This is a genomic window from Sphingobacterium puteale (assembly GCF_050986225.1).
GTDB classification, from domain to species: domain Bacteria; phylum Bacteroidota; class Bacteroidia; order Sphingobacteriales; family Sphingobacteriaceae; genus Sphingobacterium; species Sphingobacterium puteale.
In genome coordinates, this window is sequence record NZ_CP158959.1 from 4,265,705 (window position 1) to 4,288,947 (window position 23,243).

Below are 23,243 nucleotides of genomic sequence, written 5' to 3' on the forward strand. Positions count from 1 at the left end.
TTTAAAAAAATTATGGACTTACAACTAAACGGAAAGACAGCATTTATAAGTGGATCAACTGCAGGAATCGGTTATGCAATCGCCCAAAGGTTAGCGTCAGAAGGTGCAGATGTAATTATCAACGGTAGAACGCAGGAGGCTGTAGATAAAGCTGTTTCCAATTTAAAAAATACGTCGGGCAACATTAATATATCCGGAATCGGAGCAGATTTCGGTAAAGTTGATGATATTAATGCGCTCATCCAAAAATTACCGCACATAGATATCCTTATTAATAACGCGGGAATATTTGAACCTAAACCATTTGCTGAAATCCCGGATGAAGACTGGTTTCGCTTTTTTGATATCAATGTTATGAGTGGCGTGCGCCTTAGCCGCACCTTACGCCCAAAAATGCAAGAAAAAAATTGGGGTCGTGTTATTTTCATTTCGAGCGAAACCGCTGTTTCGCAGGCAGAGGAAATGATTCATTATGGAATGACAAAAACAGCACAGATTTCCATCAGCCGGGGAATGGCCGAAATGACTAAAGGTACAGGAGTTACAGTAAACGCTATTTTACCGGGGCCAACAAAATCGCGCGGGATCGAAGGTTTCGTAAATGATATGGCTGCCGCAGGCAATATATCTCCAGCTGAAGCGGAAGCTAATTTCTTCAAAGATATCCGCCCAACTTCCTTAATACAGCGTTTCGCCAAAGTCGAAGAAGTCGCCGATAATCCCCAATGCATATTGGATTTTTATAAACTCAAAATGAATTTTTTCCCTCTCATCCTTGTGAATAAGGGACTTTCTTATTCCACCTTTCCCAATACGATGCTCAAAGTGCCGCAAACAGGTAATTATCCACAAAATTTGTTTAAATAATTATTTTATTTCGCATCCGATACCTTTTCCTTTTTGTTATTCTTACATATCCTCAGAATACCGGTGGAATGCTTACGCATGTATCCTTTATTAAGTATCTTGTAGTAAGACATGGTAAAATCGAAAATGGTAATATTCTGCCTTAGGAGCCTTATTACCAGAAGAGTTTTCCGGAAAAATCAATAAAAATATTGCAGCTTAACCTGGTATCCATTTTATTGTTACAAATTCAAATGTTCGTAAAACCCATTTATCTTCTCAATCAGCTAATAGTCACATTAATTATTTTTCTCAAAAAAAAAGACCGATCGTTTTATTTTTTTCATATTTTTATACCGTATTAAAATTCATGCTTGATGAAAACGATTAAATCTGAAAATACCAAACGTTTAATTATCGAAAAAACAGCATCGGTTTTTAATGTGAATGGCTATGCTGGCACATCCATAAATGATGTCATGAGCGCTACCGGCCTTTCCAAAGGTTGCATCTATGGCAATTTTGAGAATAAGGATGAGATTGCATTAAGTGTATTTGATTACAATTTTGGTAAGGTAACCCAGCATATGAAAGATCGTATTTTAGCAACTGAAGATTCTATCGAAAGATTGCTGGTTTATCCCCATACCTACAAAAACTATTTCAGGTATCCCTATTTACAGGCGGGCTGCCCTATTTTAAATACTGCTACTGAGGCTGATGATACACATCCGGCACTCCGGAAACGTGTACAAAAAGCCCTTGATTTTTGGAAGACTTCCATAGAAAATCAAATCAAACGCGGTATCGATAGAAACGAAATAAAAGCAGATACCGATCCGGCCGAAATTGCAATAGTGATGATTTCAATGATCGAAGGTGCGTTTATGCAGGCAAAGGTCAACAATCATATGACAGAGCTGAATATAGCGATGTCTTTTTTAGAAAAACTGATCAGGAATTTGAAAGCATAATTTTTTTTGACCACAAAAAGACCAATCGGTTTATTTTTTTTTAGACAATTAAAAATATATAAACAATAAAATGGAAACATTTGATATTACCGTAATAGGCTCAGGTCCCGGCGGATATGTGGCAGCCATCAGAAGCGCTCAATTAGGTTATAAAACAGCCATCATTGAAAAGTATAATACGCTGGGTGGCACTTGTACCAACGTAGGTTGCATTCCTACAAAAGCATTGCTGGACAGCACGCATCATTATGCAGATGCGCTCAGCAGTTTCCGGGCACATGGCATTGAATATTCGGATCTCCGGCTCAATGTTGAACAGCTTTTTAAACGAAAAAGCGAGGTAGTGACCAAAAACACGCAAGGTCTGGATTTCCTGATGAGAAAAAATAAGATCACGGTTTTCAGGGGCTCAGGTTCTTTTGTCAATACTGAAACTTTAAAAATTGTACACGATGATCATACCGAAACTGTTATTAATTCAGATAAGTTCATTATTGCCACAGGGTCGAAACCGTCCAGCATTCCCGGCATTACCGTCGACAAAAAGAGGATTATCACATCTACCGAAGCGCTGGCATTGCAGGAAAAACCCGCGAGCATTGTGATCATCGGTGGCGGCGTGATCGGTGTGGAAATGGCTTCCATATTCAACAGAATCGGAACCAGAGTGACTATCTTAGAATATGCTGATAATCTTATTGCGACGATGGATAGTGAATTAGGAAAGGCTTTAACGAAGATCTTAACCAAAGAAGGCGTGGAAATCAAACTTCAGCAGGCAGTCTATAAAGCTGAAAATCTTGCCGGCACAGCTAAGGTTTATTTCAAAAATAAACAAGGGAAAGAACAAGACCTAACCGCCGACTATATCCTGGTTGCTGTCGGCAGAAAACCTTACGTAACCGGCCTGGGTTTGGAAAACACCAACGTGGAATTGAATAACAATGGTACGGTGAAAGTCAATGAATTGCTCCAGACAACAGCCCCAAACATTTACGCGATTGGAGATGTCATCGGTGGCGCGATGCTGGCGCATAAAGCAGAAGAAGAAGCAGTGTTTGTCGTGGAAAGAATCCATGGTCAGAAACCTCATATCAATTACGACCGTATCCCTTCGGTAGTGTACACCTGGCCCGAAGTGGCTTCTGTAGGCGCTACCGAAGAGCAATTAAAAAAACAGGGCGTGGAATATACTATCGGTAAATTTCCTTTTTCAGTGAACGCCCGGGCCAGAGCAGGAATGGAAACGGAAGGTTTTGTAAAGGTTCTTTCCGATCCGAAATACGGTGAACTATTAGGAGTGCATATCATCGGCGCCCGTGCGGCAGATTTGATTGCACAGGCTGTTGTCGGACTGGAATATGAAGTAACCGCGAATGGTATGGCTACCATGAGTTATGCCCACCCGACTTATTCAGAGGTAATAAAAGAGGCTTATACAATAGCATCAGGAAGACCATCATTGAATATTTAATATATTTAAAGTTATTAATTTAGAATTATGTCACAACAAATCAGGCGGGCGACCAAAGAAGATTATTCAAGAATTATGGAAATTTGGGAATCCGCTGTAAGAGCTACGCACGACTTTCTTGCCCAAGAAGATTTTATTTATTTTAAAGAAGTCATCCCAAAGGATTATCTGCCCAATATCGAAGTATTTCTCCTTATTGAAAATGGGAAACCTATCGGATTTTCATCGGTATCAGAAGGAAATCTCGAAATGCTTTTTATCCACAATGACTATCGTGGGAAAGGTTATGGAACGTGCTTATTTCAATTTATGGACGAAACAACAGGCATTACAAAGGTTGACGTCAATGAGCAAAACTATCAGGCTGTCGAATTTTATGAAAAATTAGGGTTCAGAAAAGCAGGAAGATCAGAAAAAGACAGCTCAGGTAAAGATTATCCGATTATTCATATGCTAAAATGAAATGGTCATAATTATTACAACACGCTAATTATTAAGAATAAAATATATAAAAATGATTGAAGGATTATATGAGACACACATCCAAGTAAGCAACCTGGAAAATGCGGTACAGTTTTATACTCAAATATTGGGTCTACAGCTTGCACACTATGATGAAACCAGGCCGATTGCGTTTCTTTGGATCGGAGAAAATAAAAAGGCAATGCTCGGACTTTGGGAACAACAAGGTCACCTCCATAAAAGACATTTTGCATTCAGCTGTTCCAAAGATTTTATTTTAAAAGATGCAAGTACTTTTTTAGAGAAAAACGGCTTAAAGGCTTATAATTTTCTCAAAAATGGCAGCAATGAACCAATGGTTTTTGCCTGGATGCCCGCACTTGCCCTTTATTTTGACGATCCAGACGGAAATCAACTGGAGTTTATCCATATTCTGAACGGTAAAAGCCTGCCGGAGCTTGGCGTACTCAGCTACGAGGAATGGCAAAAAATCAATTCATTTCATTAGATAAATACATATGAATATAAAAGACAACTATCTGGAAATAAACAGAGATTCGTGGAATACCAGAACCTAAATATATGCTAATAACATTAAAAATTGTCCGACCTCATTCCTGCTTTAATGGTGTCAGTGCTTTTGAATTTTTCAGCAGCACGATGTATTGAAAATAATCTAGCGTGGAAGTCCCATTCTGCGGATTGAAGCTCTCACCGAACATTCTGGACTTAATTGCTATCAGCTTCTCAGAGTTTCCATAAGGGGAATCTTCAGCATCCAACTTAAATAAAGTCATGGAATTTGGCTTAACTAGGTCCGAAAAATCAAAGATTCCTTTCACTGACATCATTGGCCCGTCTGCATTGATCCAGCTTACTTTCTGATCTTTCGGCGTTGGAAATTGCGGGTTTTTGGGGAGATACATTTCGCTTTCAAGCGTGTAGCTGACAAGGCTTTTCACCTCGAAACCCGCATTCTTTAGTCGCTCCGCAAATGGTTTTTTCCCTCCATTTGGGCCATGCTGGAGCACATGATAAAACCCAAAAAGACCATAAAATTTTTCATTTTCTAGATGATGTCTTTTCAACAAATTGGTAAAATTTTCCATCATTGCCGAATCTCTTGAGATTTTACGGGAATTGTTGTCAAAATCAGTATCAACACCTAGGACAGCGATTTTGAGGGAATCTCCCAAAGTCTGGTTGTAGTCGTAAATGGAGTTCCACTTATCCAGCAACTCTTTACTGGACTGTTGCGGAATACGTTTTTTCATCGCTGTTACAACCTCTGCGAGCAATTTCTGATCTTTTGAATTTCCCGACAGAAATTTGTTCAGCTTATTGGAAGTACTACTATCCATTTCCGCAACATAATATTTTACACCCGCTTTTTTATTGAGAAATTCCAGTAAATATTGGTCCACTTTCTGATTATCAGCATAACCATGTATTTCCCCAAAAAGAAAGATCTGGGAATCATAGAAATTGGAATCAAATAAATTACCTGCTATCCTGTCAGAAATCTGTTCCCGGTTACTTTTAAGATAATCTGTAAATTTCTGATCCTTGGCACCTATAAAAATTCGGCTGCTTATATAAACAAAAAGAACAGCAAGTACAAGGATGCTAAGTATTGACAAAAGGGCGTACTTGAAGAATCTCATAATTTTTCTCATAGTAATTTTCAGCCGAAACTATCATAAAAAATATAAATTTTAAAACCTTTAAAATTTATTACTTTTATTTACCTATAAACCAACACATTAAAATTAACCAGAGCCCAATACTGTAAATTATATTTATCTTTCCATAGAAATAAATACTTTAGTTTGTTAATTTCCAGACAAGATAAAACAGAATGCTAATTTGAAGTGGTTACACCGGAACCTTGTTCACATATAAGTCTACATTCTTTGTTCCAAAAACTAAAATACTGCTTCCGTTACAACTGTTCCAGCTATAGCATTCAGATTTTCCTCGTTAAGCACATGCGTTGATTTTAATGCGTTTTCACTTCGAGAAAGCGGAAGATATGTCCCAAAATCTCCTTCCTTTGGGCAGATGTTGCATGATCATCCATGTCATCGTGATTCGTATGAGGTAGCCTGACGACGTGTATAGGATACTCCTTTGCTTCTGCCGCTGTCGGCAATACACCATTGTCCGCTTGTTGGTCACTTGACCGGAGGGAAAGTACCTTGACATTTCTTGACCGTGGAAGGATCATGCGCCTGTTGTCCAGCGTGATGATCTTATTCACCACACCCGGATACCTGATAGGGAATAAAGCTGACATGTCTGCGCCGTTGGAATGACCGATCAGCGTGATATTGTGATAGTTTAATTCAGGATATGATCGTTTCAGGTTAGTGATGACAAAGGCAATATTTTCAGCCCCGCGTTCCCAAAACGGACGCCGGACAACCTGAACGTTGCCGGAAGATGGAATCAGGCTGTCCGTCGGAAGCTCATGCTGTATACTGATCACAAAATAGCCTTTTAAAGCCAGTTCATCAGTTAAGTACGAGTAGGAAAGATAACTATCAGATCTGTTCTGCCCGTACCCATGACTGAATATGATCACAGGGGCGTTTTTATGCCCCGGTTTATAAATAGCCACCGGTACCCGGCGTGCGCGATGCTGGTCATAATAGCTCACTGTATCCGGTTGCTGCTGCGCATAAACCGAACGGCTAAAGAAAAGCATCAAGGCTACAAAGGCTAAAAGAAGATAATGCTTCATTGTTTTATTCCCTAAAGTATCGAATGAATCTAAGTTAACAAAAGGATCAACTTGATAATTATTTAAAATCAAATAATTCCATCTGGGCTTCGCTGATCATCGTCTGCGATATTGCCGTTTTTTTATCATGGGAATTCTGTTCGTGATCATCAATTGTCGGGTCGAGGTGAAAGGAGAACCTGGCTAATTTTTGACCCTGCCCTGCTCATCACCGGCCCCAGTCTGGTTATGCTTTCGTTGACCGGCCACCGTGTTTCCAAACCTGAGACTTAAGGTGAGCAACACAGCCCTCGTATCACTAAGCGTTCTGAAACTTGCTGTCGTGCGGTCCAGGTTTCCGATTTCGCCCCTATTGACACCAGTGTTCAAGACATCCATAAAGCTCAATCTTAAAGTCGCGTGCGGAGAGATGGTCTTAGCAGTTGCGATATTCAATCTTCCCCTGGAGGCCAGCGTGAACTGAGCACTGGTCTGCCTGCTTTGATAGTTACCATCCATTTGCAGGCTCCAGCCTTTCTTGAGTTTAAACTGAACAATGCCTTGTCCGGAATAATTTGTGCTTCTGGTATCCAGCCTACCTGTGTAAAAATCGCTACGCGAACTGATATGGGAGACATCTGCACTGAACTGCATGCTCAGCCAATTGGCGGGTTGAAAACCCGCATCGACATTGACCCCATAAACTTTGGTCGAGCCTATATTGTCCGGACGGTCATAATAATAGCCGTTGATGATCTCGATGGTCTCATTTACCCGATCACGCGTATCACTATAGCTGATCGTAGCTGTGATCCGGTTTTTATAGATATAGCTCAGTTCAAAATTGCCGGAGTAAGAGGGCTGCAGATAAGGATTACCTACGTAATAGGTGTATTTGTCCAACGGTGAGATGAATGGGTTCAGGTCCTGATAATAGGGACGGTCTATCCGGCGGCCATAATTGAATTTGAGCTGATGGCCGCCAAGTGTATCCAGCTTGTAAAGCAGGAACATCGTCGGAAACAGGCCCGTGTAGTTCCGGTTAAAGGCAGAGTCCTGTTTTTCAGGATTACCTAACTGATGGCCTCTGGAGTCTGTATTTTCCAGACGAAGACCTGCTTGTATACTAAATCGCTTAAAGTCTTTGTTCAGGTTTACATACCCGGCACTGATCACTTCCTTGTACAGGAAATGGTTTGTCTTGTTATAGTCCGGAGTAGCATTCCCACCGTTAACATTAAAGTAATTCGCCTGGTTATTGGTATTTGTAAAACTGCTTTTGGCTCCCGCTTCCAGTTTCCAGCCTTTTTTAAGCAGCTGGCTATAATCGGCTTTGGCGGCATAGATACGTATAATCGTGGGCAATTGCCCGCTCAGCTGATCCTTAGCTATCAGATCGCCGGCCGCGGAGTAATTTTGGTTAATAAAGGTCTGATCATTGTTGGTATTGTATTTTAGGTAATCAAGATTTGCACTGAGCTCAGGGCCATTTTTACGGAATGAATGTTTGTAGTTAAGATTGATAGCACCGTTCTTAAATTTACCCTGCTCATTGTTTTGAGACAGGATACTTGAGTCGGCCAGGCCGATGGCATTGTAAAGCTTTCCCATGCTGTTGTTACCGTTTTTGGGTGATCGGATCAAACCTATAAATAGCACACCGAAGGTAGTTTGCTCGGACGCATACAAATCCATACCGAGCGTCGCTTTATAGCCGTCCCCCTGTCTTCTGATATAGGAATTTTGTGCAAATTCCCCGGAATAGTTACCTGCATCATAAAAATACCGACGGTTAATATCGACATCGTTATAACTGTTGCGCAGCGTGTAGGCCAGGTTACCGAAGATGTTGATCTTATTTTTTCGGAAGTTGAAGTCCATACTGTTGTTGGTGCTGCTGTAGCGGCTTTGACGATAACCGAGGTTTAGTCCTAAGTTAAATCCTGCGACCTTTTTCTTTTTGGTTTTAATATTGATGATTCCTGCGTTACCCGCAGCATCGTATTTGGCAGGTGGATTCGTCATCAGTTCGATCTGTTCCAGTGAAGAGGATGGCAGGGAACGCAAGTAGTTTTCCAGATCGCTGCCAGATAGGCAGGCAGGCTTGTCATCAATAAATACCGCTACCCCTGTTTTGCCGCGCAGGCTGATGGCGCCCCCCTGGTCAATTCTAACTCCCGGAGACTTTTCCAGTACGTCAAGGGCCGTGGTACCGGAATTACTGATCAGGGCATCCACATTGACTACCGTCCGATCTATCTTCTGCTGCAGGAACGAGTGCTGCGCGGTCACTACCACTTCATTTAATGATTTGTTAGCGGAATGCAAGATAACCAATGGGATCTCTATCAGCGGATGCTCTTCATCAACCACAATAGGTTCGGACTTAAAGGTTAACATACCCATCATCGTGATGATCAAACGGTATTGTCCGATCTTTATACCTTCAAATTTATAAATACCATCGGCTGATGCCAGTTCATATTTAACGGAGACAGAGTCGGTTAGCCTGCTCAGTGTTACGGTGGCACCATCCGCGGGTTTGCCGCTTGCTTCCTTGATGGCCCCAATGATATTGCCGGTCATGGCCTGAGCACTTGAAAGATTCGGCGCAAAGCATAGCCCGGCAACCAACATGATGGCTACAAATAGTGATTTCATGTAAATAGTGCTAGTGAGTGTTTTTGCTGCGTTTAAGGTTTATCGCGGGATGATCTGGTACCTGATGTCCTGATACATTCTTTTGATGCGGGTCATTGCCTCGGCGTTGTTTTTTTCCTTTTGGGCTTCGACTTTTAATCCGCCGTTTGTCAGCGTATAATGAACGGCAGCTTGCTCCTTAACAGGTAACTGCCCGTTGGCTTCTAGGCAGCTGTCGATGAAGCGCTTTACTGTCGCGGTTCGTCTATGATCAAAACTCGCCGCCAGTGTATAGGTATCGCGGCTCTCTTGCACAGCGACGTTGGTGCTACCGGGATGAAAATTGATAAGTAAAACGGCAAAACAGGTGCCCAAGGATACTAAAATGATCGTGATGACCAGTGTAGGTGTTTTCATGTTTGATAATTTCGGGGCATAGTGATCCCATGCCAGTCTATAGCTTTAGTTTTTAACAAGAGAGTTTAGGAATAAACTGATGGAGGTCAGTCGCTGATACGTCTGATCAGGAAATAGAAGCCGAGATACCCCACCGCCACGCTGAGCGCCATTGCCGATAAGGTGTAAACTCCGTTCAGCTGGTAAAATCCGACGATCGCCAGGCCGATCGCGGCAGTGGTCAGTACGCAGAACCATTTCAGCGCATTCGGTTGTTGCGTGCTGTTGTTTGTTAATATCTGGGCAACAACTGTATCTGAAGTTCCGGACTCAATGATCTTCTTTTTTAATCGGTTGTCGAACCAGGTCTTGATGAGTGCCAAAATAAAATTGGTCAGCAGATAGATCAATACCAGGATCACAGTGCTTCGCATCAATTCCTGGAAGGTCGGTTGATCGTTCATTGGTGTTGAGTTGCCCTGCGCTCGACTGACAGTTGCAGTAGCGATGAGCAGGAAAAGTGTGAATATCTTTTTCATTTTATATCTCTTTGTTTATACCAGATTAGACCGGTCAGCACTATTAAAGTTGCAATGTTTTTTCAGATAACAGGGTGCGCATTCTTTGCCGATAGGACCGGAACAATTCGAAGCTTTGAATGATCAGCACCAATGCCGCAACCACGGCAGTCATAGGAAGGATCATGCCAGACATACCTTTTGCCAGCGCAGTCAAGGTAGACCAGAAATAAGTTATAGAAAACGCAACTACGAGTGCTGAAATGCAGCCAGTGATGACGGCAAACCAGGGGAAAACTCTTGTTGGTTCCGGAAGTTGTTCCAGGATCAACACGGAAAGATCGAAGTCAAATGCAGGGCGCTGTTCCGTTGCTATCCCCTGAAAAAGCAGCCGATAATTTGCTGTTTTCGCCGCGCAATGGTCGCAACTTAAAACATGTGCTGTCTTTTCGGGCCCAAGCGTTTTAGGTTCCGTTAAATATTGTTGTAGTTCCGTGTCTGTTAAATGAATCATTTTCATAACTCGTCTCTTTTATAGTTTTTGAGTATATTTTCTCGCAGTTGCTTCCTCGCCCGGAAGATATAGTTTTTGACCGTGCCTTCCGGTAACGCAGTAATCTCAGCGATCTCGGCATAGCTTAATTCTTCCTGGTGATAAAGCGATATCAGTGTTTTATATAATGGTTGTAACTGATCCAGTTTTTTGTTCAGGACAGTTTTAAGGTACTGTTGAGACAGAAGTGCTTCGGCATTGTCGCTTTCGTCGGGCAGTTGATGCTCATCTCCTTCATCGTTTGTGCCATAATTTTCAAGTAGGACCAGCCGCCTTTTTTCGAGGTAATGCAAACAGGTATTGTAAGCGATCTGGCCGACCCAGGTAGATAGCTTTGACTTGAATTTAAATCCGCTTATATTCTTAAAGGCCTTCAGGTAGATATCCTGTGCTATATCTTTACGGTCACCGGGACTGCTGATCATTTTGAAAGTGATCTGCGCGACCAATCCTTCGGTCTGCTTAATCAGCATTCCAAAAGCATGGCGATCGCCGCGCAACACGGCGTTTACCATTTCTCTGTCGGTTAAGATATCTTGCTTTAAGTTGCTCACCTCTAATTAGACCGGCTTCCGGAAATAAAGTTGCAATAAATTTAGCGAGTGTATTTGATATCACGAGCAGTTTCCAGTACAAAATGATATTTTCTACCAATAGCAGCTCCCCTCCTTTTGCATTAAGAATTATGTAGGTATGGTGGCATTTGCCAGATGCATCCTTGTAGCCAAGACGTGCATCTTTGCATGTTTCTTGTTTTTGACATAATAGAGGAATAAATCCCCATTCCATTTGCACGATGTCAAAATTACATTTGTCAGCTGATGGCTTGAACACCTCAATATTTCCATAGCCAAAACGATCATGAATTTCCTGCTCTAAAAAATCATAATTCATCACTGATTTTTCAAAGACCATAAGGCATATAAACTCAGCTCTTGATACTCTTTACTTAAATGTGGTCACATTTAAGTAAAGAGTATCATTTTCAGATTATCAGAACATAATTAATTTAAAAGGTTGCCTTTTTTCAATTCACCCAATGTATAATCTACTGCCCGTGCTGTCATGGCCATATAGGAGAGTGAAGGATTCTGAGTTGATATGGAGGTCATGCAGGCTCCATCCGTGATAAATACATTTTTGCAGGCATGCATCTGGTTCCATTCATTTAGCAGCGAGCTCTTGGGATCTCGTCCCATGCGAACGCCTCCCATTTCATGAATATCCAACCCGGGAGCCTGCTTATACGTTGACGAATGAATATTGCTAAACCCTGCCTTTTTATACATCTCTGTAAACTGTTCAACAAAATCCCGCGACATTTTATCGTCATTGTCGTCATATCCGATGGCTATATTGAGCAAAGGGACACCCCAGACATCGTGATCATTTCCATCAAGAATACCCCCTATTTTCGCTCTTTGGTATGGTTTCACCCATCATCTGGGCACCAACCCACCGATGTCCCAGTTTTGGATTCAACAGATTATCCCGCAGATCTTTTCCGGTAGACGAGGTGTCCTGATAAGTGGAACGGGAAGCACCAAAACCAGTAGCATAACCTCTCAAGGAGTCTGTTTCCTACCGGTGCAAAACTCTGAGCCGAGGTATATACCCGCCTCTGGCGGGGTTTCTACCATCTATTTTATAGGCATTCAGCTCACCGTCATAATCGGCATATACGCGGGTACTGTAATTATGATATGCAACATATTGTCCCAGCACACCACTGTCAATCCCTAAACCATTCAGAAACCGTCTGATCTTGAGTTGAGAAGGATGAGATTCGTATTAATGGCACCGGCATTGACAAAGATGATCTTGGCGTAATATTCAAAACTTTCTTTCGTGGCAGCATCTACGATGCGCACGCCTTTAGCCTTTTGAGTCTGTTCATCATAAATGATTGACTCTACAACGGGAAAAGACCTCAGGGTCATGTTTCCTGTTTTCTCGGCCCAGGGTAAAGTGACCGCATTCGAACTGAAATAGCCACCGTAGGTCTATCCCTTTATTTTTCTGATATTTGCTTTTACAAAATGGCCTTGCAAATCGAATAGTAGACTATCGCTACCCAGAATATCAATCCGATAAATATTATACTCTTTTTCAATGCATTGAATCAGACTTGCAGGGTGATTTTTGATAATGTAAGATAGCATATTTCTTCTGATATCTTGGGCAGACAATATTCCTTCTACCCCTCTTACTAAATTCCAATTAGTCATATCACTCAAGATTTAATTTAAATATTATGATAACCTAAGCTATATTTCAATTTAGGAAAGAATTGGGAAAGCTCTTTTAGTTCTGAAATAAGATTAACAAATCGAATATAAGCTGTGCCTTGTCGTCATCATCGCTAAATACACAGAATTCTAGATTAAATTGAATAGAAATTATTTTAAGAAATACAATTAATGATTTACTAATACTCAGTTAACTTGAGGCATCGTTTTGTAGCACTACCATAGCGTAATTACTAGTGTGTGTCTCCCTTCTCCGATCCTGACAGAAGCTCTATTCCCTTGGATCTGGTGCCGGCTTCGCTGCTGAATAATATCACGGTACATAAAACCGTTACACCCGATAAACCCGCCGATGCTGTGCCTCTGGGATTGTGAAACTTAAAACAAAGTCAGTTTACCAGGGAATGGTCACAGTCAATTCGGATATTTACGGTTACCGGCATACCAAACTGGTAAAACTGCGGGGCATATCGTTCGATCATACATCTTTTTTGAAGTCTGGCAACAAGATGCTTCTTTAAAGAAGATATTAAACAATTGATCAGCTTTAGTTTACGAAAGGAAGTCTCTCTGGGATGTAAAAGTTTTTTGGTAAAACGGTGGTTGCTCACGAAAGAGCTTTGCTACTTTTGATAGTGGCGTAAAGAAAATTAGTTTTAAAAAAAGCAAACGATCAAAGCTCCTCTTGTGTTCAACTCAAAAACTATGACGACCTTTATTTTCAATACAAAATATCTAAGGTTAACTGCCCGAGAGATGTCTGCAATGTTGTGTCTTATGTCTGTGGTCCTGCTAATACTTTTGGGCAGTTGCCATGAAGACGATAGTCCGGCACCTGAGCAGGCGCACCTAAAGGTCAAGGTAAAAAGCGACGGTGATCAGTATGATGCAGTCTATCTCAGTATACTACAACTATGGACCCGCACATCTGCGGGGGGAGGAAAAATCGAGGCGAATAAAAAATTAAACATTCTAGGGATACAAAAGGATAGCATCATTGCAGGAGGACATGTCCCCCATGGCAACATACAGGAAATTATGCTAAAAGTAGTCCCTAATGGAAATCAAATAGTTATAGATGGAGTTCCCTATCCTTTAGAGATGCCACAAGGACAATTTATTGCCGTTAATATCGCGGGGGATAAACTGCTCATGCCAAATGCAACACATACCTTGATGCTTGATATTAATCTATCAGATTTTATCGATAGGACGGTTAATGGAAAATTTGTGATTAATCCTAACATAACCGCGGTATTGAATTAGCGCAATATTCAAATGGTTACAGCTCACTTTCACCGATCACGCGAAATGTCTGGTGGATCAAACAGCTAATCAGCTTGGTGTTGCGTAAGAAAATCGGGCTCAAAGTCCAACAGTTCTTCTGTGAGGCTACTCATTCCCAGGATCAGATTGTAGAGACATTTTTGCACAGCTATATACGGACAATCATATTCTAAAACGACTTTACCTTCGATCAGATAGATGCTAGTGCCATGGAGTGGAGTCTACCTAGGTGCTGCGAGTGTTTAGAGGGGAAATTCAATTCGATCTATGTTTCAGAAATGTGATATTGAATTCATGAAATCCATAAGAATAATAATTACCATTTGTAACCGTTATATTACAATAAAACTCTTAAAAGAGTATTAATGTTTTACTAGTTTTTGAATAATATGAATTTCTCATCCTTCAAAATATAACATCATGAACGGAATCATATTTCAAGGAAAAAGTCTCAATGTTGGGTGTACGGCAAAATTCCTGTTCGAACCAGAAGTAAGTATAGAAAATATTCCGGCAATAGCAGAACTTAGCACTGGTGAAAAAGCATATGCTGAAATACTTAGAGATACCACTCCTCTGATAACAGTCCGAGTAGGTGAATATTTAAACGGAAAAGGGAAGAGAACCAGTGAAACAACCTGGATTCTCTCCTATAATCATAAATTAAAATCATGGCAAATAACGAAGAGCCTCACCACAAAATAGCTTTTAGTTTATTTGTTGAGGATACTAAAGTTAATTTACAGCAATTATAGCATCTCCCCCCATAGTTAACGTTATTTCTTTTGGTATGCGTTATATTATACATTTACTTTCTTATCTAAAATCTTGCTTGTCAATTTATTTGCAAGCGGCAATAAGAGCAACACGCAGGCGTAAACAACAGGTAATGAAATTAGCCACGATTTAAAAAGTACTCCGATCCAATTTTCATCCGCCTCCTCTTTCATAAAACCTGATAAAGCTGACATGATAAAAGTTGTTGGCAGAACAACAAAAAAAGTGCTAACGATCTTGTAGCGATGCTCTTTCCTAGAATTTGCCATTATCATTTTTGCGTTTTTCGGGCTCTGGTATTCGTTCAATGACGTCCCAATGTTCAACAATTTTATCATTTTCAACGCGATACAAATCATAGTATGCAACATGTTCGCCTTTAAAAAAACCTTCACTCAATACCAGAACAAAATTTCCCTCACCCAGCACTTTATGCATTTTGCTATACACCTGGGGCTTCCCTTCGCTCTCCCATTGCTCCAATGTACTGAGAAACTCCTGTACACCGTCACCCATGTCGGGATTATGTTGAATCAATTCGTCGCCCTTAAAATAATCTGACACCAACTCAATCTGCCTATCAACAAGGATGTCTTTAACATAACGCCTTACAAGGCTTTTGTTCAGCTCGGTTTTGTGATGGTCCTGTGCTTTGGTCTTTCCGTCTGTCATTGTCCTTCCACTCTTATTCAACTTTTTTGAATTGACCTGAAGGTTGTCCCAATGTTCAACGCTGACGCCGTTTTCAAACCGGTGGATGTCAAAAGCCACCGTGGGTTCAAAAAGAAAATAGTCAACGTGAACAAATCCAAAATCGCCATCTTGAAATTTTCGAACTACATTGGTGTAAACCTTATCCATGGGCATTTGGTCATGTAAGCCCAAAATGGCCTGCAACCCGGTTGCTACATGTGGATTGTGTTGCTTATAAGAATGTGGATTGATCAATCCTACTTGGGATAATGTTTCAGTTTCGATGCTGTTTTGAATAGCTTCGGCTTTGTCTCTATTGGATAATTCCATTTTTTAAATATTAGATGAATTGTTATTGACAAAATTACTGACCGGATAGATACGAAAAAATAGAGGTAAAAATATTGGTATGGGGATAATATTATCCCTATGTAACTGAAAACGAAATATGTTGTAAATTTGTCTCCTAAATAAGACATCCATGTACGAGAAAAAAATACCGAAAGATTTTAGCTGTGGCATGAGCATAACTTTTGAGATTATAGGAGGCAAATGGAAACCCTGCCTGATTGATTCGATCAACCGGGGAGTCCGAAGGCCGAGTGAGCTAGCCAAGAAACATCCATTGGCAAGTAAAAGAGTATTAAATCTACAATTGAAGGAGCTGGAGGCTTATGGTGTTGTAAGAAAAATTGTTTATCCGGTACTCCCTCCTAAAGTTGAGTATTTTTTAACTGAAGTAGGTGAATCTCTTTTGCCACTTGTAACTATGATGGAAAACTGGGGAAGTGATTTTATGGATGATTTTTACAAAAGCCAGGAAAATATGCATGCTGATCCTATTGTCAAAGAACAATTTTAGGGTATAATTATATTGGACAGGACTTATTACCATAATTTTGATAAAAAAGCTGATAAGGCAATTATCACTAAAATTACATACTGATAACAGATAAATAACGAATCTAAATGACAATAAGCAATGGCTGATGAATTGGACATATTCAAGCATCTTTTTAATCGTTTGGAAGTTCCTGCCAAAACCATCCTTTTACAGGAGGGAGAAATTTCAAGGACGATGTTCTTTATTGAGAAAGGTTGTCTGCGGACCTGGATCAATAATGACGGTGTGGATATTACGACGCAATTTTTCTTTGAAGGTGACCGGATATCTTCTATTGAAAGCTTCATGACAGACCAACCAAGTTTATATAGCATCGAAAGTTTAGAACCCTGTATTTTAAAAACTATTTCCCAAAAGGATTTTCAAAATGTTTTAGCGGATTTACCCGAAATCAAGGAAGAAATGTATAAACATCTATTCAGGCGATTTTTAAATTCTCAGAAAATATTTTATTCCTATCTTAAGAATAACCCGCAAAAACGCTATGCGGAACTTATTGAAGAACATCCTCATATTATCCAGCGTGTCCCTCAACATTATATTGCGTCCTATTTAGGGGTTACTCCCGTTTCACTAAGCAGAATACGAAACAGAAGATAACTTTAAGAACAGCGTATTTCTTAACAATTGTTATCGTCCCATACTGCATCGACTTCTCAATTTTGTACCGTATTCAAACGGTAAAAGATGAGAACATTAATCGTATTCAACCATCCCTACGAAGGGAGTTATTGCAATGCAATTTTAAATGCCGTGACAAAAGGGCTTAAAGATGCAAATCACGAAGTCGATCTGATACACCTTGACAATGATGGATTTAATCCAGCAATGTCAAAAGCGGATCTGAAAGGTTTTGTGGAACACACCCCCCTTGACCCACAAGTAATCGACTACAACGAACGTCTAGAAAAAGCAGACCATCTGATCTTTATTTTTCCGATCTGGTGGGATCTGATGCCTGCTATGACCAAAGGCTTTATTGACCGGGTACTGAGCCCTGGCGTTGTTTATGATCATCATCCGAGGGGTTTTGGCCTGATACCGCTATTAAAACACCTGAAGGGCGTAACAATCATAACCACAATGAACAAACCTCAGATTATGTACTCCCTGCTCATTGGAAATTTAATCAAGAAAGCAATGATAAAAAGTGTCTTTAAAACTATGGGGTACAAAAATCTCAAATGGATTAGCTATAATATGGTCAAGTCCGTGAGCCAGGAGAAAAGAGTAAAATGGTTAACTGCTATTGAAAAGAGGTTTTCAAATTTTAAATAAACAGCGTTCTTCTTTTCCCTAATCTTTCTTGTCGTGAGATACTCAGCATTGATGTTTTTCATCTATTTGATAGCTATACCGAGTTCGTACAAGAATTCCTCATTGTGTTTTTCTTTCAATGCGCCATTTTCCATATCACACTCAACTGGAAAGCATTAAAAATCCATTTTGCTTAACTCTTTGCCTTACATCGATAACGGCCCGAGATCAACACCGATTAAATTCATCTATTAAATAATGAAGTTCATCAGAAAGATGATAGGTTTTTCAATCAAACTTACTTAGAAACTCTACCTTTGAAGTATGGTTCGAATGGGTAAAATGAATGTAAAAAGACTGGTCATCTTTTTCTCCTCCACACTGATATATGCTTTGTGCCAAATGCTTTTCAGCATTATTTTAATGAAAGAAGATTTATGGAGCAATTTTCATATCCAGTTATCCGCTCACTATGCTGTAATCTTTGCGATGTGCATAGCCGATTATTACTTATTGCTATTTTTAAATAAATATTTACCTTATTCTAAAAATATATTTTTACGTATTGTGGCTGACACTGCCGGTATCACCGTGATATGCATGATATTATTAACGATATTTAATTTTTTGATATATGATGTATTTCTCATTCCCCAAGATGGCTTACCTCCGTTCCTTGTCAAGTTTGCATTTGCGATGTCAACGAATATTCCTATTCTTTTGGTCTTTGAACTGATACATTATTTCCAGTCCGAACAAAAAGCTATAGCAGACTCCGAAAAAGCCAAACGTAAAGTTCTGTTATTTCAGCATGAAACATTGAGATCGCAGCTCAATCCCCACTTTCTATTTAATTCGCTAAATGTATTGTCCTCTTTAATATATTTCAATCAGGAAAGTGCCAACAAGTTTACAAAGGCACTTTCAAAGACCTACCGGTATGTACTATCGCTCACCCACCAACCTGTGGTAACCGTAGCAGAAGAATTGCTTGCCCTGGATTCTTATATATTCCTCATGCGGATGAGATTTGAGAACTCTTTCACTTTTACAGTGAATAAATTAGCATACAGCGAACAATATAAGATTATTCCCCTTACGCTTCAGCTCCTGATAGAGAATGCATTCAAGCACAATAGCGCAACGGAAGAATCGTCGTTGAATATTATAATTAACATTGACAACGACTATATAACAGTCGAAAACAATATTCAGCCATCAGGCAGCGCTGACAGAGGGGGAATCGGATTGCGCTACATCACTGAGCAATATAAGATCCATAACAAAGAAGTAAAAGTGGAGCATACCAAACAAATGTTTATTGTAAAAATCCCATATATACAGCCATGAATTACCTGATCGTAGAAGATGAACGTTTTGCTTACGAAGAACTCAGACGTATGATGATGAAATTGCGTCCAGATTACCTGTTAGAGAAGCAAACAAAAACGGTTGTAGATACCATCGAATTTCTCCGAAAATCTGGTGTTGATCTGATTCTTATGGATATCCGCCTCGCAGATGGCAACTGCTTCGAAATATTTAATCATGTTGAGGTAACAATACCTGTTATATTTACAACAGCATACGACGAACATGCTATTAGGGCATTTAAACTGAACAGTATCGACTACTTGTTAAAACCTTTCGACGAAAACGAATTAGAGGCGGCGCTGACTAAATTTGAGCACATTTACTATAGACGTCCTTTGCCTAATAATGCAAAGAATTTTGAGCAGCTGTTGTCATTCAAAACCAAAAACCGTTTTCTGATCTCCAAAGGGGAAAACTATCATTATATAGAAACCAAAGATATTGCGCATTTTTACAGTGAAGATGGCGTTGTCTTCCTTCATACTTTTAACGATAGGCGATATATTATTAATTATACGCTGGATCAACTGGAACAACAGCTTGACAGCCGTTTATTTTTTCGCGTATCACGAAATTGTATTGGAAATGTAAAATCCATTGAAAATGTAGCAAAACACTTTAACAGCCGTCTGAAACTGTCGTTTTCCCCCGCATGCCCAAATGAGGTTCTGGTAAGCCGGGTACGTGTCCCGGACTTCCTAAAGTGGATGGATGGTATCATGCAATAACAGTACCCAGAAAATTCATCCCTCGGATATTGCATTCCATTTATTAGATTCTAAACCCCATCTTTTCCAGATTGGCTAACCGCATCGTTCGTCGTTCTTTTGTTCTGAATAAAAAAATAACATAAAAATTTTAGAACAATGAAAAAGAACGTATGTACATTTTTTCTCGCTGCGGCCACTGTGTTTTTCTCTGCGCGATTATCGGCACAGGACAATCCTGTTTCAATTGGTTTCAAGGCTGGAACAAGCGTTTCCAATTATCGGCTAAGCGGTAATTTGAAAGGACTCAAAAGCAAAATGGGTGTAGGCGGTTCGGTTGGCGGTTTTATTAAATACGATATAAACCAAAACTTCGCGCTACAATCTGGTCTCGATATTTATTACCGGACTTCTAAACTGGTGACCATAGCCGATAATACATCCAACAAAATTAAATCTTTAGGTGTTGAGATGCCATTATACGGAGTTGTGCAGGGAGCAGTGGGCAGCGGAAAAGCATTCATAGGGGCCGGCCCATATGTCGGTTATGGTATCATTACGAAGGCTAATGGTGTCAGTTTATTCAAAAATAATAACATCGCAGACAACCCTGTAATGAAACGCCTTGATTACGGTGTTGGCGGTATCATCGGTTATGATTTTGGCAGATATTGGCAGGTAAATGCTACTTATCAATTTGGCCTTGCAGATCTTCACAAACCCAAAAGCGGGGCGATGAAAAATCAGGGGGCGTCTATCGGATTGGCCTATAAGTTTTAAATAATCACGAGCTACAACAGACAGTTTAGTACCGGGGTCCGGACCTTTACCATAAGATAGCAGACTTCCGGTAACTAATAGATTCAGGAATGAGGCACACTTTAAAATTTATTTCGTTCTCTCTATTCTTGATCTCATCCTGTCGATTCTAAAATCCGTGGTTAACAGCTTTCTGTACCGCTTGCATTATTCTTTTGTTCAAAAATAGAGCAAAAACATTTACATAAAATTTTAAAATCGTGAAGTCAATAATATTATTTCTAGCAACATGCATTATGTTGTTTTCGCTAAAATCGAAAGCACAGCAGCTGTCTTTTAGGGCAGAATACATCGGCAATTCGGGCTACTATTATTTGCCTCCGGGCGATAAACCCCGGGAAAAAATTGGTAATGCCAAAGGTTCGGCTATGGTTTACCAAGGCTCATTCAGTATGCCTCTATCTATAAAATTAAATGAGAAAAATCGCCCGACAGCCTGGGGAATCGGTTTTGGAGGGGCTTATGTTTCTTTAAAAAACCGGAATTTCGCGCAGCAAATGGTATCCGAAATTATGAACTTGCAGCTAGGCGTTTACCATTTACGCCCCTTGAATGATAACTGGTCTATCCGAGCAAGTGCGGGCGTAGGCATATTTGCTCCCACTACTGATTTTTCGAAGATTACTTTTAAAAACGTACTCGCAAGCGGCGGGCTTGTTTTTATCCGTCATCTGAACCCCAATCTGGATATCGGTGGTGGTGCGGCAATCAATAGCACGTTGGGCTATCCAATGTTGTTTCCCGCCGTTTACGTCAAATGGAAGCTCCAGGGAAAATATGATATAAATGTTGAAGTGATCGAAGGGCTTGAGTTGTCGGCAGGCTATCAGATCAATGATAAACTCAAATTGGCATATGCGCTCGAGATGAATGGACAGGCTGCTCTAATGAAAAAAGAAGGCAAGGATGTGATATTTTCCCACCAATATATCGTTACAGGATTCCGTCCTGAATTAAAGCTTGGCAAAAAAGGATTATCCATGACGGCCATGGCGGGACTGAACCTATACCGTCCTGCATCCTATAGTGACAGAACGCTTAAGGGTGTGTTTTCAAGTGAGAATGACTATCATTTTTCGGTATCTCCTTATGGATCCATTGGTATAAAAATGAAATTTTAATCCATGAAAATGAAGCAAGCTTTTCAGACAGTTGCATTCCAGATTATCTATGTCTTTATCTATGCCATAAGTTTGTTGCCCCAGCGATTACTATATGCGATGGCTTCTTTCACCTTTTTTATTGCATATCACTTGATCGGATATAGGAAGCATATAGTCGTTCAAAACGTTGCCCGTTCGTTTTCCAACATGCGATATGGCGAAGTGCATGCTATTGTAAAAAAATTTTATGTTTGCTTTCTCGCCTATTTTGCTGAAATGATAAAAAGTATCTCAGCCCCGCCGGAAGTGCTTGAAAAAAAAATAATATTTGAGAATCTGGAGGTGATGGATCAGTACATCAATTCGGGAAAGAAGGTAATTGCCTGTTTAGGACACTGTGGCAATTGGGAAATATTAAATTTCATGCCCTATAAAATACATCATGAACTATATGCCATTTACAGACCTCTTCGGTCGGTAATCATGGACAAGCTAATGATTAAAATAAGGTCGCGTTTTGGTATGAAGTTGCTTGCTGATGGCCGGGCTGTTCGCCATGTACTGTCTGATACCTCAGCCCCTGCCGTCTATCTTTTTCTGGCAGACCAAAGTCCGCGAACAGAAGACGAAAGATATAAGTTTCATTTTTTGAACCAGCAAACTTATTTTTTTTCCGGTATGGAAAAATTAGCCCGTAAGGCACGTACGGCTGTGATCTATCTGCATATTACACAATTATCAAAGGGAAGTTACAAAATTGCCTGCCTACCGATATGTTCCAATGCAGAACTTACAAAGGACGGAGAAATAACGCAAAAGTACATTGACCTCCTAACGGAAAATATTAAGGAAGAGCCCTATGGTTGGTTATGGACACATAAGCGCTGGAAGCGATGAGTATACTGTTCTATATACTAGCGATTGCAATAGTGGTAATTACATGCTTAATTATAAGCGGAATCTTTTTTATCAAAGTAGTTTTTGAGGACTGATTTGACATGCAACCTATTTAATAAAGAGTATTGAAAATGAAATATTTATTGATCAAAGATAAAGGGCGACAACTGCAGGCATTAATTGACAACATTGCGGAATTTTTATGGAATAATGGTAACGAAATATATGTCCGTACGGGTCTGGATAACCCCAGGGAATATCAGGATATTACGGATCGATGTGAATGTATAATCTTTTTAAATTGTAGCAATGACCTGATGGAATCTTTTTTTAGCTATGAAAAAAAAATACAGCCTGAAGACACTCAAGAAAATAATATCCTAAATAAAAAGTTTGTACTATTTTTTTCAATAAATGGAGTTTACTGTAATGTTGTTCCTTTTCCGCATAAAATATTTCATTTTAAAGAGTTGAGCCAACTTGAGCTGACACGTTTTTTTCTTTGGTGCGAAGACTTGAAACTATTTGTCAAATAGCACTGAAAATCATTTAGCAAAATTTCGTTTACACTGAACACTATTTCCAAGTTAA

General features: G+C 40.0%; 28 protein-coding genes and 1 pseudogene. 16 read left to right on the top strand and 13 right to left on the bottom strand.

Annotation, left to right across the window (positions count from 1 at the left end; genetic code table 11):
- The first annotated feature begins 12 nt into the window (after positions 1-12).
- The 5 genes from ABTV71_RS18180 (at position 13) to ABTV71_RS18200 (ending at position 4,264) form a co-directional block, all read left to right on the top strand.
- Positions 13-867 (top strand): SDR family NAD(P)-dependent oxidoreductase, encoded by an 855-nt coding sequence (locus ABTV71_RS18180; protein WP_433900587.1) that lies wholly within the window; start codon positions 13-15, stop codon positions 865-867.
- A gap of 356 nt (positions 868-1,223) precedes the next feature.
- The gene (locus tag ABTV71_RS18185; protein WP_433900488.1) at positions 1,224-1,820 is read left to right on the top strand and encodes a TetR/AcrR family transcriptional regulator; all 597 of its coding nucleotides are present in this window, start codon (positions 1,224-1,226) and stop codon (positions 1,818-1,820) included.
- A gap of 70 nt (positions 1,821-1,890) precedes the next feature.
- A complete protein-coding gene (lpdA, locus tag ABTV71_RS18190) occupies positions 1,891-3,294 on the top strand; it encodes a dihydrolipoyl dehydrogenase (RefSeq protein ID WP_433900588.1) in 1,404 nt (467 codons plus the stop codon).
- A gap of 27 nt (positions 3,295-3,321) precedes the next feature.
- A complete protein-coding gene (locus tag ABTV71_RS18195) occupies positions 3,322-3,756 on the top strand; it encodes a GNAT family N-acetyltransferase (RefSeq protein ID WP_433900589.1) in 435 nt (144 codons plus the stop codon).
- 52 nt (positions 3,757-3,808) lie between these two features.
- Entirely contained in the window at positions 3,809-4,264 is a 456-nt protein-coding gene (locus ABTV71_RS18200) for a VOC family protein (RefSeq protein ID WP_121127036.1), read from the top strand.
- A gap of 103 nt (positions 4,265-4,367) precedes the next feature.
- Here the strand turns inward: ABTV71_RS18200 and ABTV71_RS18205 are convergent, their stop codons facing one another.
- From ABTV71_RS18205 to ABTV71_RS18255, 11 genes and pseudogenes are all read right to left on the bottom strand, one after another.
- Positions 4,368-5,420: a hypothetical protein gene (locus ABTV71_RS18205; protein WP_433900590.1), complete on the bottom strand. Its 1,053-nt coding sequence runs from the start codon at positions 5,418-5,420 to the stop codon at positions 4,368-4,370.
- Positions 5,421-5,755: 335 nt separating this feature from the next.
- Complete coding sequence (locus ABTV71_RS18210) at positions 5,756-6,499, bottom strand: hypothetical protein (protein WP_433900591.1); 744 nt, start codon at positions 6,497-6,499, stop codon at positions 5,756-5,758.
- A 183-nt stretch (positions 6,500-6,682) separates the two neighbouring features.
- Positions 6,683-9,139, bottom strand: coding sequence for an outer membrane beta-barrel protein (locus ABTV71_RS18215; protein ID WP_433900592.1), 2,457 nt, complete (start codon positions 9,137-9,139; stop codon positions 6,683-6,685).
- A 39-nt stretch (positions 9,140-9,178) separates the two neighbouring features.
- Positions 9,179-9,535 (bottom strand): hypothetical protein, encoded by a 357-nt coding sequence (locus tag ABTV71_RS18220; RefSeq protein WP_433900593.1) that lies wholly within the window; start codon positions 9,533-9,535, stop codon positions 9,179-9,181.
- An 86-nt stretch (positions 9,536-9,621) separates the two neighbouring features.
- Positions 9,622-10,053 carry a hypothetical protein gene (locus ABTV71_RS18225; protein WP_121127031.1) on the bottom strand — a complete coding sequence of 144 codons (432 nt, stop codon included), beginning with the start codon at positions 10,051-10,053 and terminating at the stop codon, positions 9,622-9,624.
- 43 nt (positions 10,054-10,096) lie between these two features.
- Positions 10,097-10,552 carry a hypothetical protein gene (locus ABTV71_RS18230; protein WP_433900594.1) on the bottom strand — a complete coding sequence of 152 codons (456 nt, stop codon included), beginning with the start codon at positions 10,550-10,552 and terminating at the stop codon, positions 10,097-10,099.
- Positions 10,549-11,100 (bottom strand): RNA polymerase sigma factor, encoded by a 552-nt coding sequence (locus tag ABTV71_RS18235; RefSeq protein WP_433900595.1) that lies wholly within the window; start codon positions 11,098-11,100, stop codon positions 10,549-10,551. The genes ABTV71_RS18230 and ABTV71_RS18235 overlap by 4 nt, the downstream gene beginning before the upstream one ends.
- On the bottom strand, positions 11,048-11,500 hold the full coding sequence (locus tag ABTV71_RS18240; RefSeq protein ID WP_433900596.1) for a hypothetical protein: 453 nt from the start codon (positions 11,498-11,500) through the stop codon (positions 11,048-11,050). Before ABTV71_RS18240 ends, ABTV71_RS18235 begins: the two co-directional genes overlap by 53 nt.
- An 89-nt stretch (positions 11,501-11,589) precedes the next feature.
- Positions 11,590-12,021 (bottom strand): GMC family oxidoreductase, encoded by a 432-nt coding sequence (locus ABTV71_RS18245; protein WP_433900597.1) that lies wholly within the window; start codon positions 12,019-12,021, stop codon positions 11,590-11,592.
- A 312-nt stretch (positions 12,022-12,333) separates the two neighbouring features.
- Positions 12,334-12,555, bottom strand: a pseudogene (locus ABTV71_RS18250) (GMC family oxidoreductase N-terminal domain-containing protein); the annotation flags it as partial.
- Between the two features lie 33 nt (positions 12,556-12,588).
- Positions 12,589-12,813 carry a hypothetical protein gene (locus tag ABTV71_RS18255; protein ID WP_433900598.1) on the bottom strand — a complete coding sequence of 75 codons (225 nt, stop codon included), beginning with the start codon at positions 12,811-12,813 and terminating at the stop codon, positions 12,589-12,591.
- Between the two features lie 726 nt (positions 12,814-13,539).
- On the opposite strand from ABTV71_RS18255, the gene ABTV71_RS18260 reads away from it, so the two are divergent.
- Entirely contained in the window at positions 13,540-14,100 is a 561-nt protein-coding gene (locus ABTV71_RS18260; protein ID WP_433900599.1) for a DUF4382 domain-containing protein, read from the top strand.
- A gap of 441 nt (positions 14,101-14,541) precedes the next feature.
- A complete protein-coding gene (locus ABTV71_RS18265) occupies positions 14,542-14,826 on the top strand; it encodes a hypothetical protein (protein WP_121127025.1) in 285 nt (94 codons plus the stop codon).
- 95 nt (positions 14,827-14,921) lie between these two features.
- Here the strand turns inward: ABTV71_RS18265 and ABTV71_RS18270 are convergent, their stop codons facing one another.
- Positions 14,922-15,269 (bottom strand): DUF2798 domain-containing protein, encoded by a 348-nt coding sequence (locus ABTV71_RS18270; RefSeq protein ID WP_121127024.1) that lies wholly within the window; start codon positions 15,267-15,269, stop codon positions 14,922-14,924.
- On the bottom strand, positions 15,154-15,921 hold the full coding sequence (locus ABTV71_RS18275; protein WP_433900600.1) for a nuclear transport factor 2 family protein: 768 nt from the start codon (positions 15,919-15,921) through the stop codon (positions 15,154-15,156). Before ABTV71_RS18275 ends, ABTV71_RS18270 begins: the two co-directional genes overlap by 116 nt.
- A 151-nt stretch (positions 15,922-16,072) precedes the next feature.
- Between ABTV71_RS18275 and ABTV71_RS18280 the strand changes: the two genes are divergently transcribed.
- From ABTV71_RS18280 to ABTV71_RS18320, 9 genes are all read left to right on the top strand, one after another.
- Complete coding sequence (locus tag ABTV71_RS18280) at positions 16,073-16,453, top strand: winged helix-turn-helix transcriptional regulator (protein WP_433900601.1); 381 nt, start codon at positions 16,073-16,075, stop codon at positions 16,451-16,453.
- Between the two features lie 120 nt (positions 16,454-16,573).
- A complete protein-coding gene (locus ABTV71_RS18285; protein WP_121127021.1) occupies positions 16,574-17,095 on the top strand; it encodes a Crp/Fnr family transcriptional regulator in 522 nt (173 codons plus the stop codon).
- Between the two features lie 87 nt (positions 17,096-17,182).
- The gene (locus tag ABTV71_RS18290; protein ID WP_433900602.1) at positions 17,183-17,773 is read left to right on the top strand and encodes an NAD(P)H-dependent oxidoreductase; all 591 of its coding nucleotides are present in this window, start codon (positions 17,183-17,185) and stop codon (positions 17,771-17,773) included.
- Positions 17,774-18,175: 402 nt separating this feature from the next.
- A complete protein-coding gene (locus ABTV71_RS18295) occupies positions 18,176-19,102 on the top strand; it encodes a sensor histidine kinase (RefSeq protein WP_433900603.1) in 927 nt (308 codons plus the stop codon).
- On the top strand, positions 19,099-19,854 hold the full coding sequence (locus ABTV71_RS18300; protein ID WP_433900604.1) for a LytR/AlgR family response regulator transcription factor: 756 nt from the start codon (positions 19,099-19,101) through the stop codon (positions 19,852-19,854). The genes ABTV71_RS18295 and ABTV71_RS18300 overlap by 4 nt, the downstream gene beginning before the upstream one ends.
- Positions 19,855-19,992: 138 nt before the next feature.
- Positions 19,993-20,613, top strand: a complete 621-nt coding sequence (locus ABTV71_RS18305; protein ID WP_433900605.1) for a porin family protein — start codon at positions 19,993-19,995, stop codon at positions 20,611-20,613.
- 239 nt (positions 20,614-20,852) lie between these two features.
- The gene (locus ABTV71_RS18310; protein ID WP_433900606.1) at positions 20,853-21,773 is read left to right on the top strand and encodes a DUF6268 family outer membrane beta-barrel protein; all 921 of its coding nucleotides are present in this window, start codon (positions 20,853-20,855) and stop codon (positions 21,771-21,773) included.
- A gap of 3 nt (positions 21,774-21,776) precedes the next feature.
- Positions 21,777-22,652, top strand: a complete 876-nt coding sequence (locus tag ABTV71_RS18315) for a lysophospholipid acyltransferase family protein (RefSeq protein ID WP_433900607.1) — start codon at positions 21,777-21,779, stop codon at positions 22,650-22,652.
- A 131-nt stretch (positions 22,653-22,783) separates the two neighbouring features.
- Entirely contained in the window at positions 22,784-23,188 is a 405-nt protein-coding gene (locus ABTV71_RS18320; RefSeq protein ID WP_433900608.1) for a hypothetical protein, read from the top strand.
- Positions 23,189-23,243: the final 55 nt, after the last annotated feature.

Coding starts and splice junctions, on each gene's coding strand:
- ABTV71_RS18180 (WP_433900587.1), top strand. CDS start 13: ATGGACTTACAACTAAACGGAAAGACAGCATTTATAAGTGGATCAACT.
- ABTV71_RS18185 (WP_433900488.1), top strand. CDS start 1,224: ATGAAAACGATTAAATCTGAAAATACCAAACGTTTAATTATCGAAAAA.
- lpdA (WP_433900588.1), top strand. CDS start 1,891: ATGGAAACATTTGATATTACCGTAATAGGCTCAGGTCCCGGCGGATAT.
- ABTV71_RS18195 (WP_433900589.1), top strand. CDS start 3,322: ATGTCACAACAAATCAGGCGGGCGACCAAAGAAGATTATTCAAGAATT.
- ABTV71_RS18200 (WP_121127036.1), top strand. CDS start 3,809: ATGATTGAAGGATTATATGAGACACACATCCAAGTAAGCAACCTGGAA.
- ABTV71_RS18205 (WP_433900590.1), bottom strand. CDS start 5,420: ATGAGATTCTTCAAGTACGCCCTTTTGTCAATACTTAGCATCCTTGTA.
- ABTV71_RS18210 (WP_433900591.1), bottom strand. CDS start 6,499: ATGAAGCATTATCTTCTTTTAGCCTTTGTAGCCTTGATGCTTTTCTTT.
- ABTV71_RS18215 (WP_433900592.1), bottom strand. CDS start 9,139: ATGAAATCACTATTTGTAGCCATCATGTTGGTTGCCGGGCTATGCTTT.
- ABTV71_RS18220 (WP_433900593.1), bottom strand. CDS start 9,535: ATGAAAACACCTACACTGGTCATCACGATCATTTTAGTATCCTTGGGC.
- ABTV71_RS18225 (WP_121127031.1), bottom strand. CDS start 10,053: ATGAAAAAGATATTCACACTTTTCCTGCTCATCGCTACTGCAACTGTC.
- ABTV71_RS18230 (WP_433900594.1), bottom strand. CDS start 10,552: ATGAAAATGATTCATTTAACAGACACGGAACTACAACAATATTTAACG.
- ABTV71_RS18235 (WP_433900595.1), bottom strand. CDS start 11,100: ATGGTAAACGCCGTGTTGCGCGGCGATCGCCATGCTTTTGGAATGCTG.
- ABTV71_RS18240 (WP_433900596.1), bottom strand. CDS start 11,500: ATGGTCTTTGAAAAATCAGTGATGAATTATGATTTTTTAGAGCAGGAA.
- ABTV71_RS18255 (WP_433900598.1), bottom strand. CDS start 12,813: ATGACTAATTGGAATTTAGTAAGAGGGGTAGAAGGAATATTGTCTGCC.
- ABTV71_RS18260 (WP_433900599.1), top strand. CDS start 13,540: ATGACGACCTTTATTTTCAATACAAAATATCTAAGGTTAACTGCCCGA.
- ABTV71_RS18265 (WP_121127025.1), top strand. CDS start 14,542: ATGAACGGAATCATATTTCAAGGAAAAAGTCTCAATGTTGGGTGTACG.
- ABTV71_RS18270 (WP_121127024.1), bottom strand. CDS start 15,269: ATGTTGCATACTATGATTTGTATCGCGTTGAAAATGATAAAATTGTTG.
- ABTV71_RS18275 (WP_433900600.1), bottom strand. CDS start 15,921: ATGGAATTATCCAATAGAGACAAAGCCGAAGCTATTCAAAACAGCATC.
- ABTV71_RS18280 (WP_433900601.1), top strand. CDS start 16,073: ATGTACGAGAAAAAAATACCGAAAGATTTTAGCTGTGGCATGAGCATA.
- ABTV71_RS18285 (WP_121127021.1), top strand. CDS start 16,574: ATGGCTGATGAATTGGACATATTCAAGCATCTTTTTAATCGTTTGGAA.
- ABTV71_RS18290 (WP_433900602.1), top strand. CDS start 17,183: ATGAGAACATTAATCGTATTCAACCATCCCTACGAAGGGAGTTATTGC.
- ABTV71_RS18295 (WP_433900603.1), top strand. CDS start 18,176: ATGAAAGAAGATTTATGGAGCAATTTTCATATCCAGTTATCCGCTCAC.
- ABTV71_RS18300 (WP_433900604.1), top strand. CDS start 19,099: ATGAATTACCTGATCGTAGAAGATGAACGTTTTGCTTACGAAGAACTC.
- ABTV71_RS18305 (WP_433900605.1), top strand. CDS start 19,993: ATGAAAAAGAACGTATGTACATTTTTTCTCGCTGCGGCCACTGTGTTT.
- ABTV71_RS18315 (WP_433900607.1), top strand. CDS start 21,777: ATGAAAATGAAGCAAGCTTTTCAGACAGTTGCATTCCAGATTATCTAT.
- ABTV71_RS18320 (WP_433900608.1), top strand. CDS start 22,784: ATGAAATATTTATTGATCAAAGATAAAGGGCGACAACTGCAGGCATTA.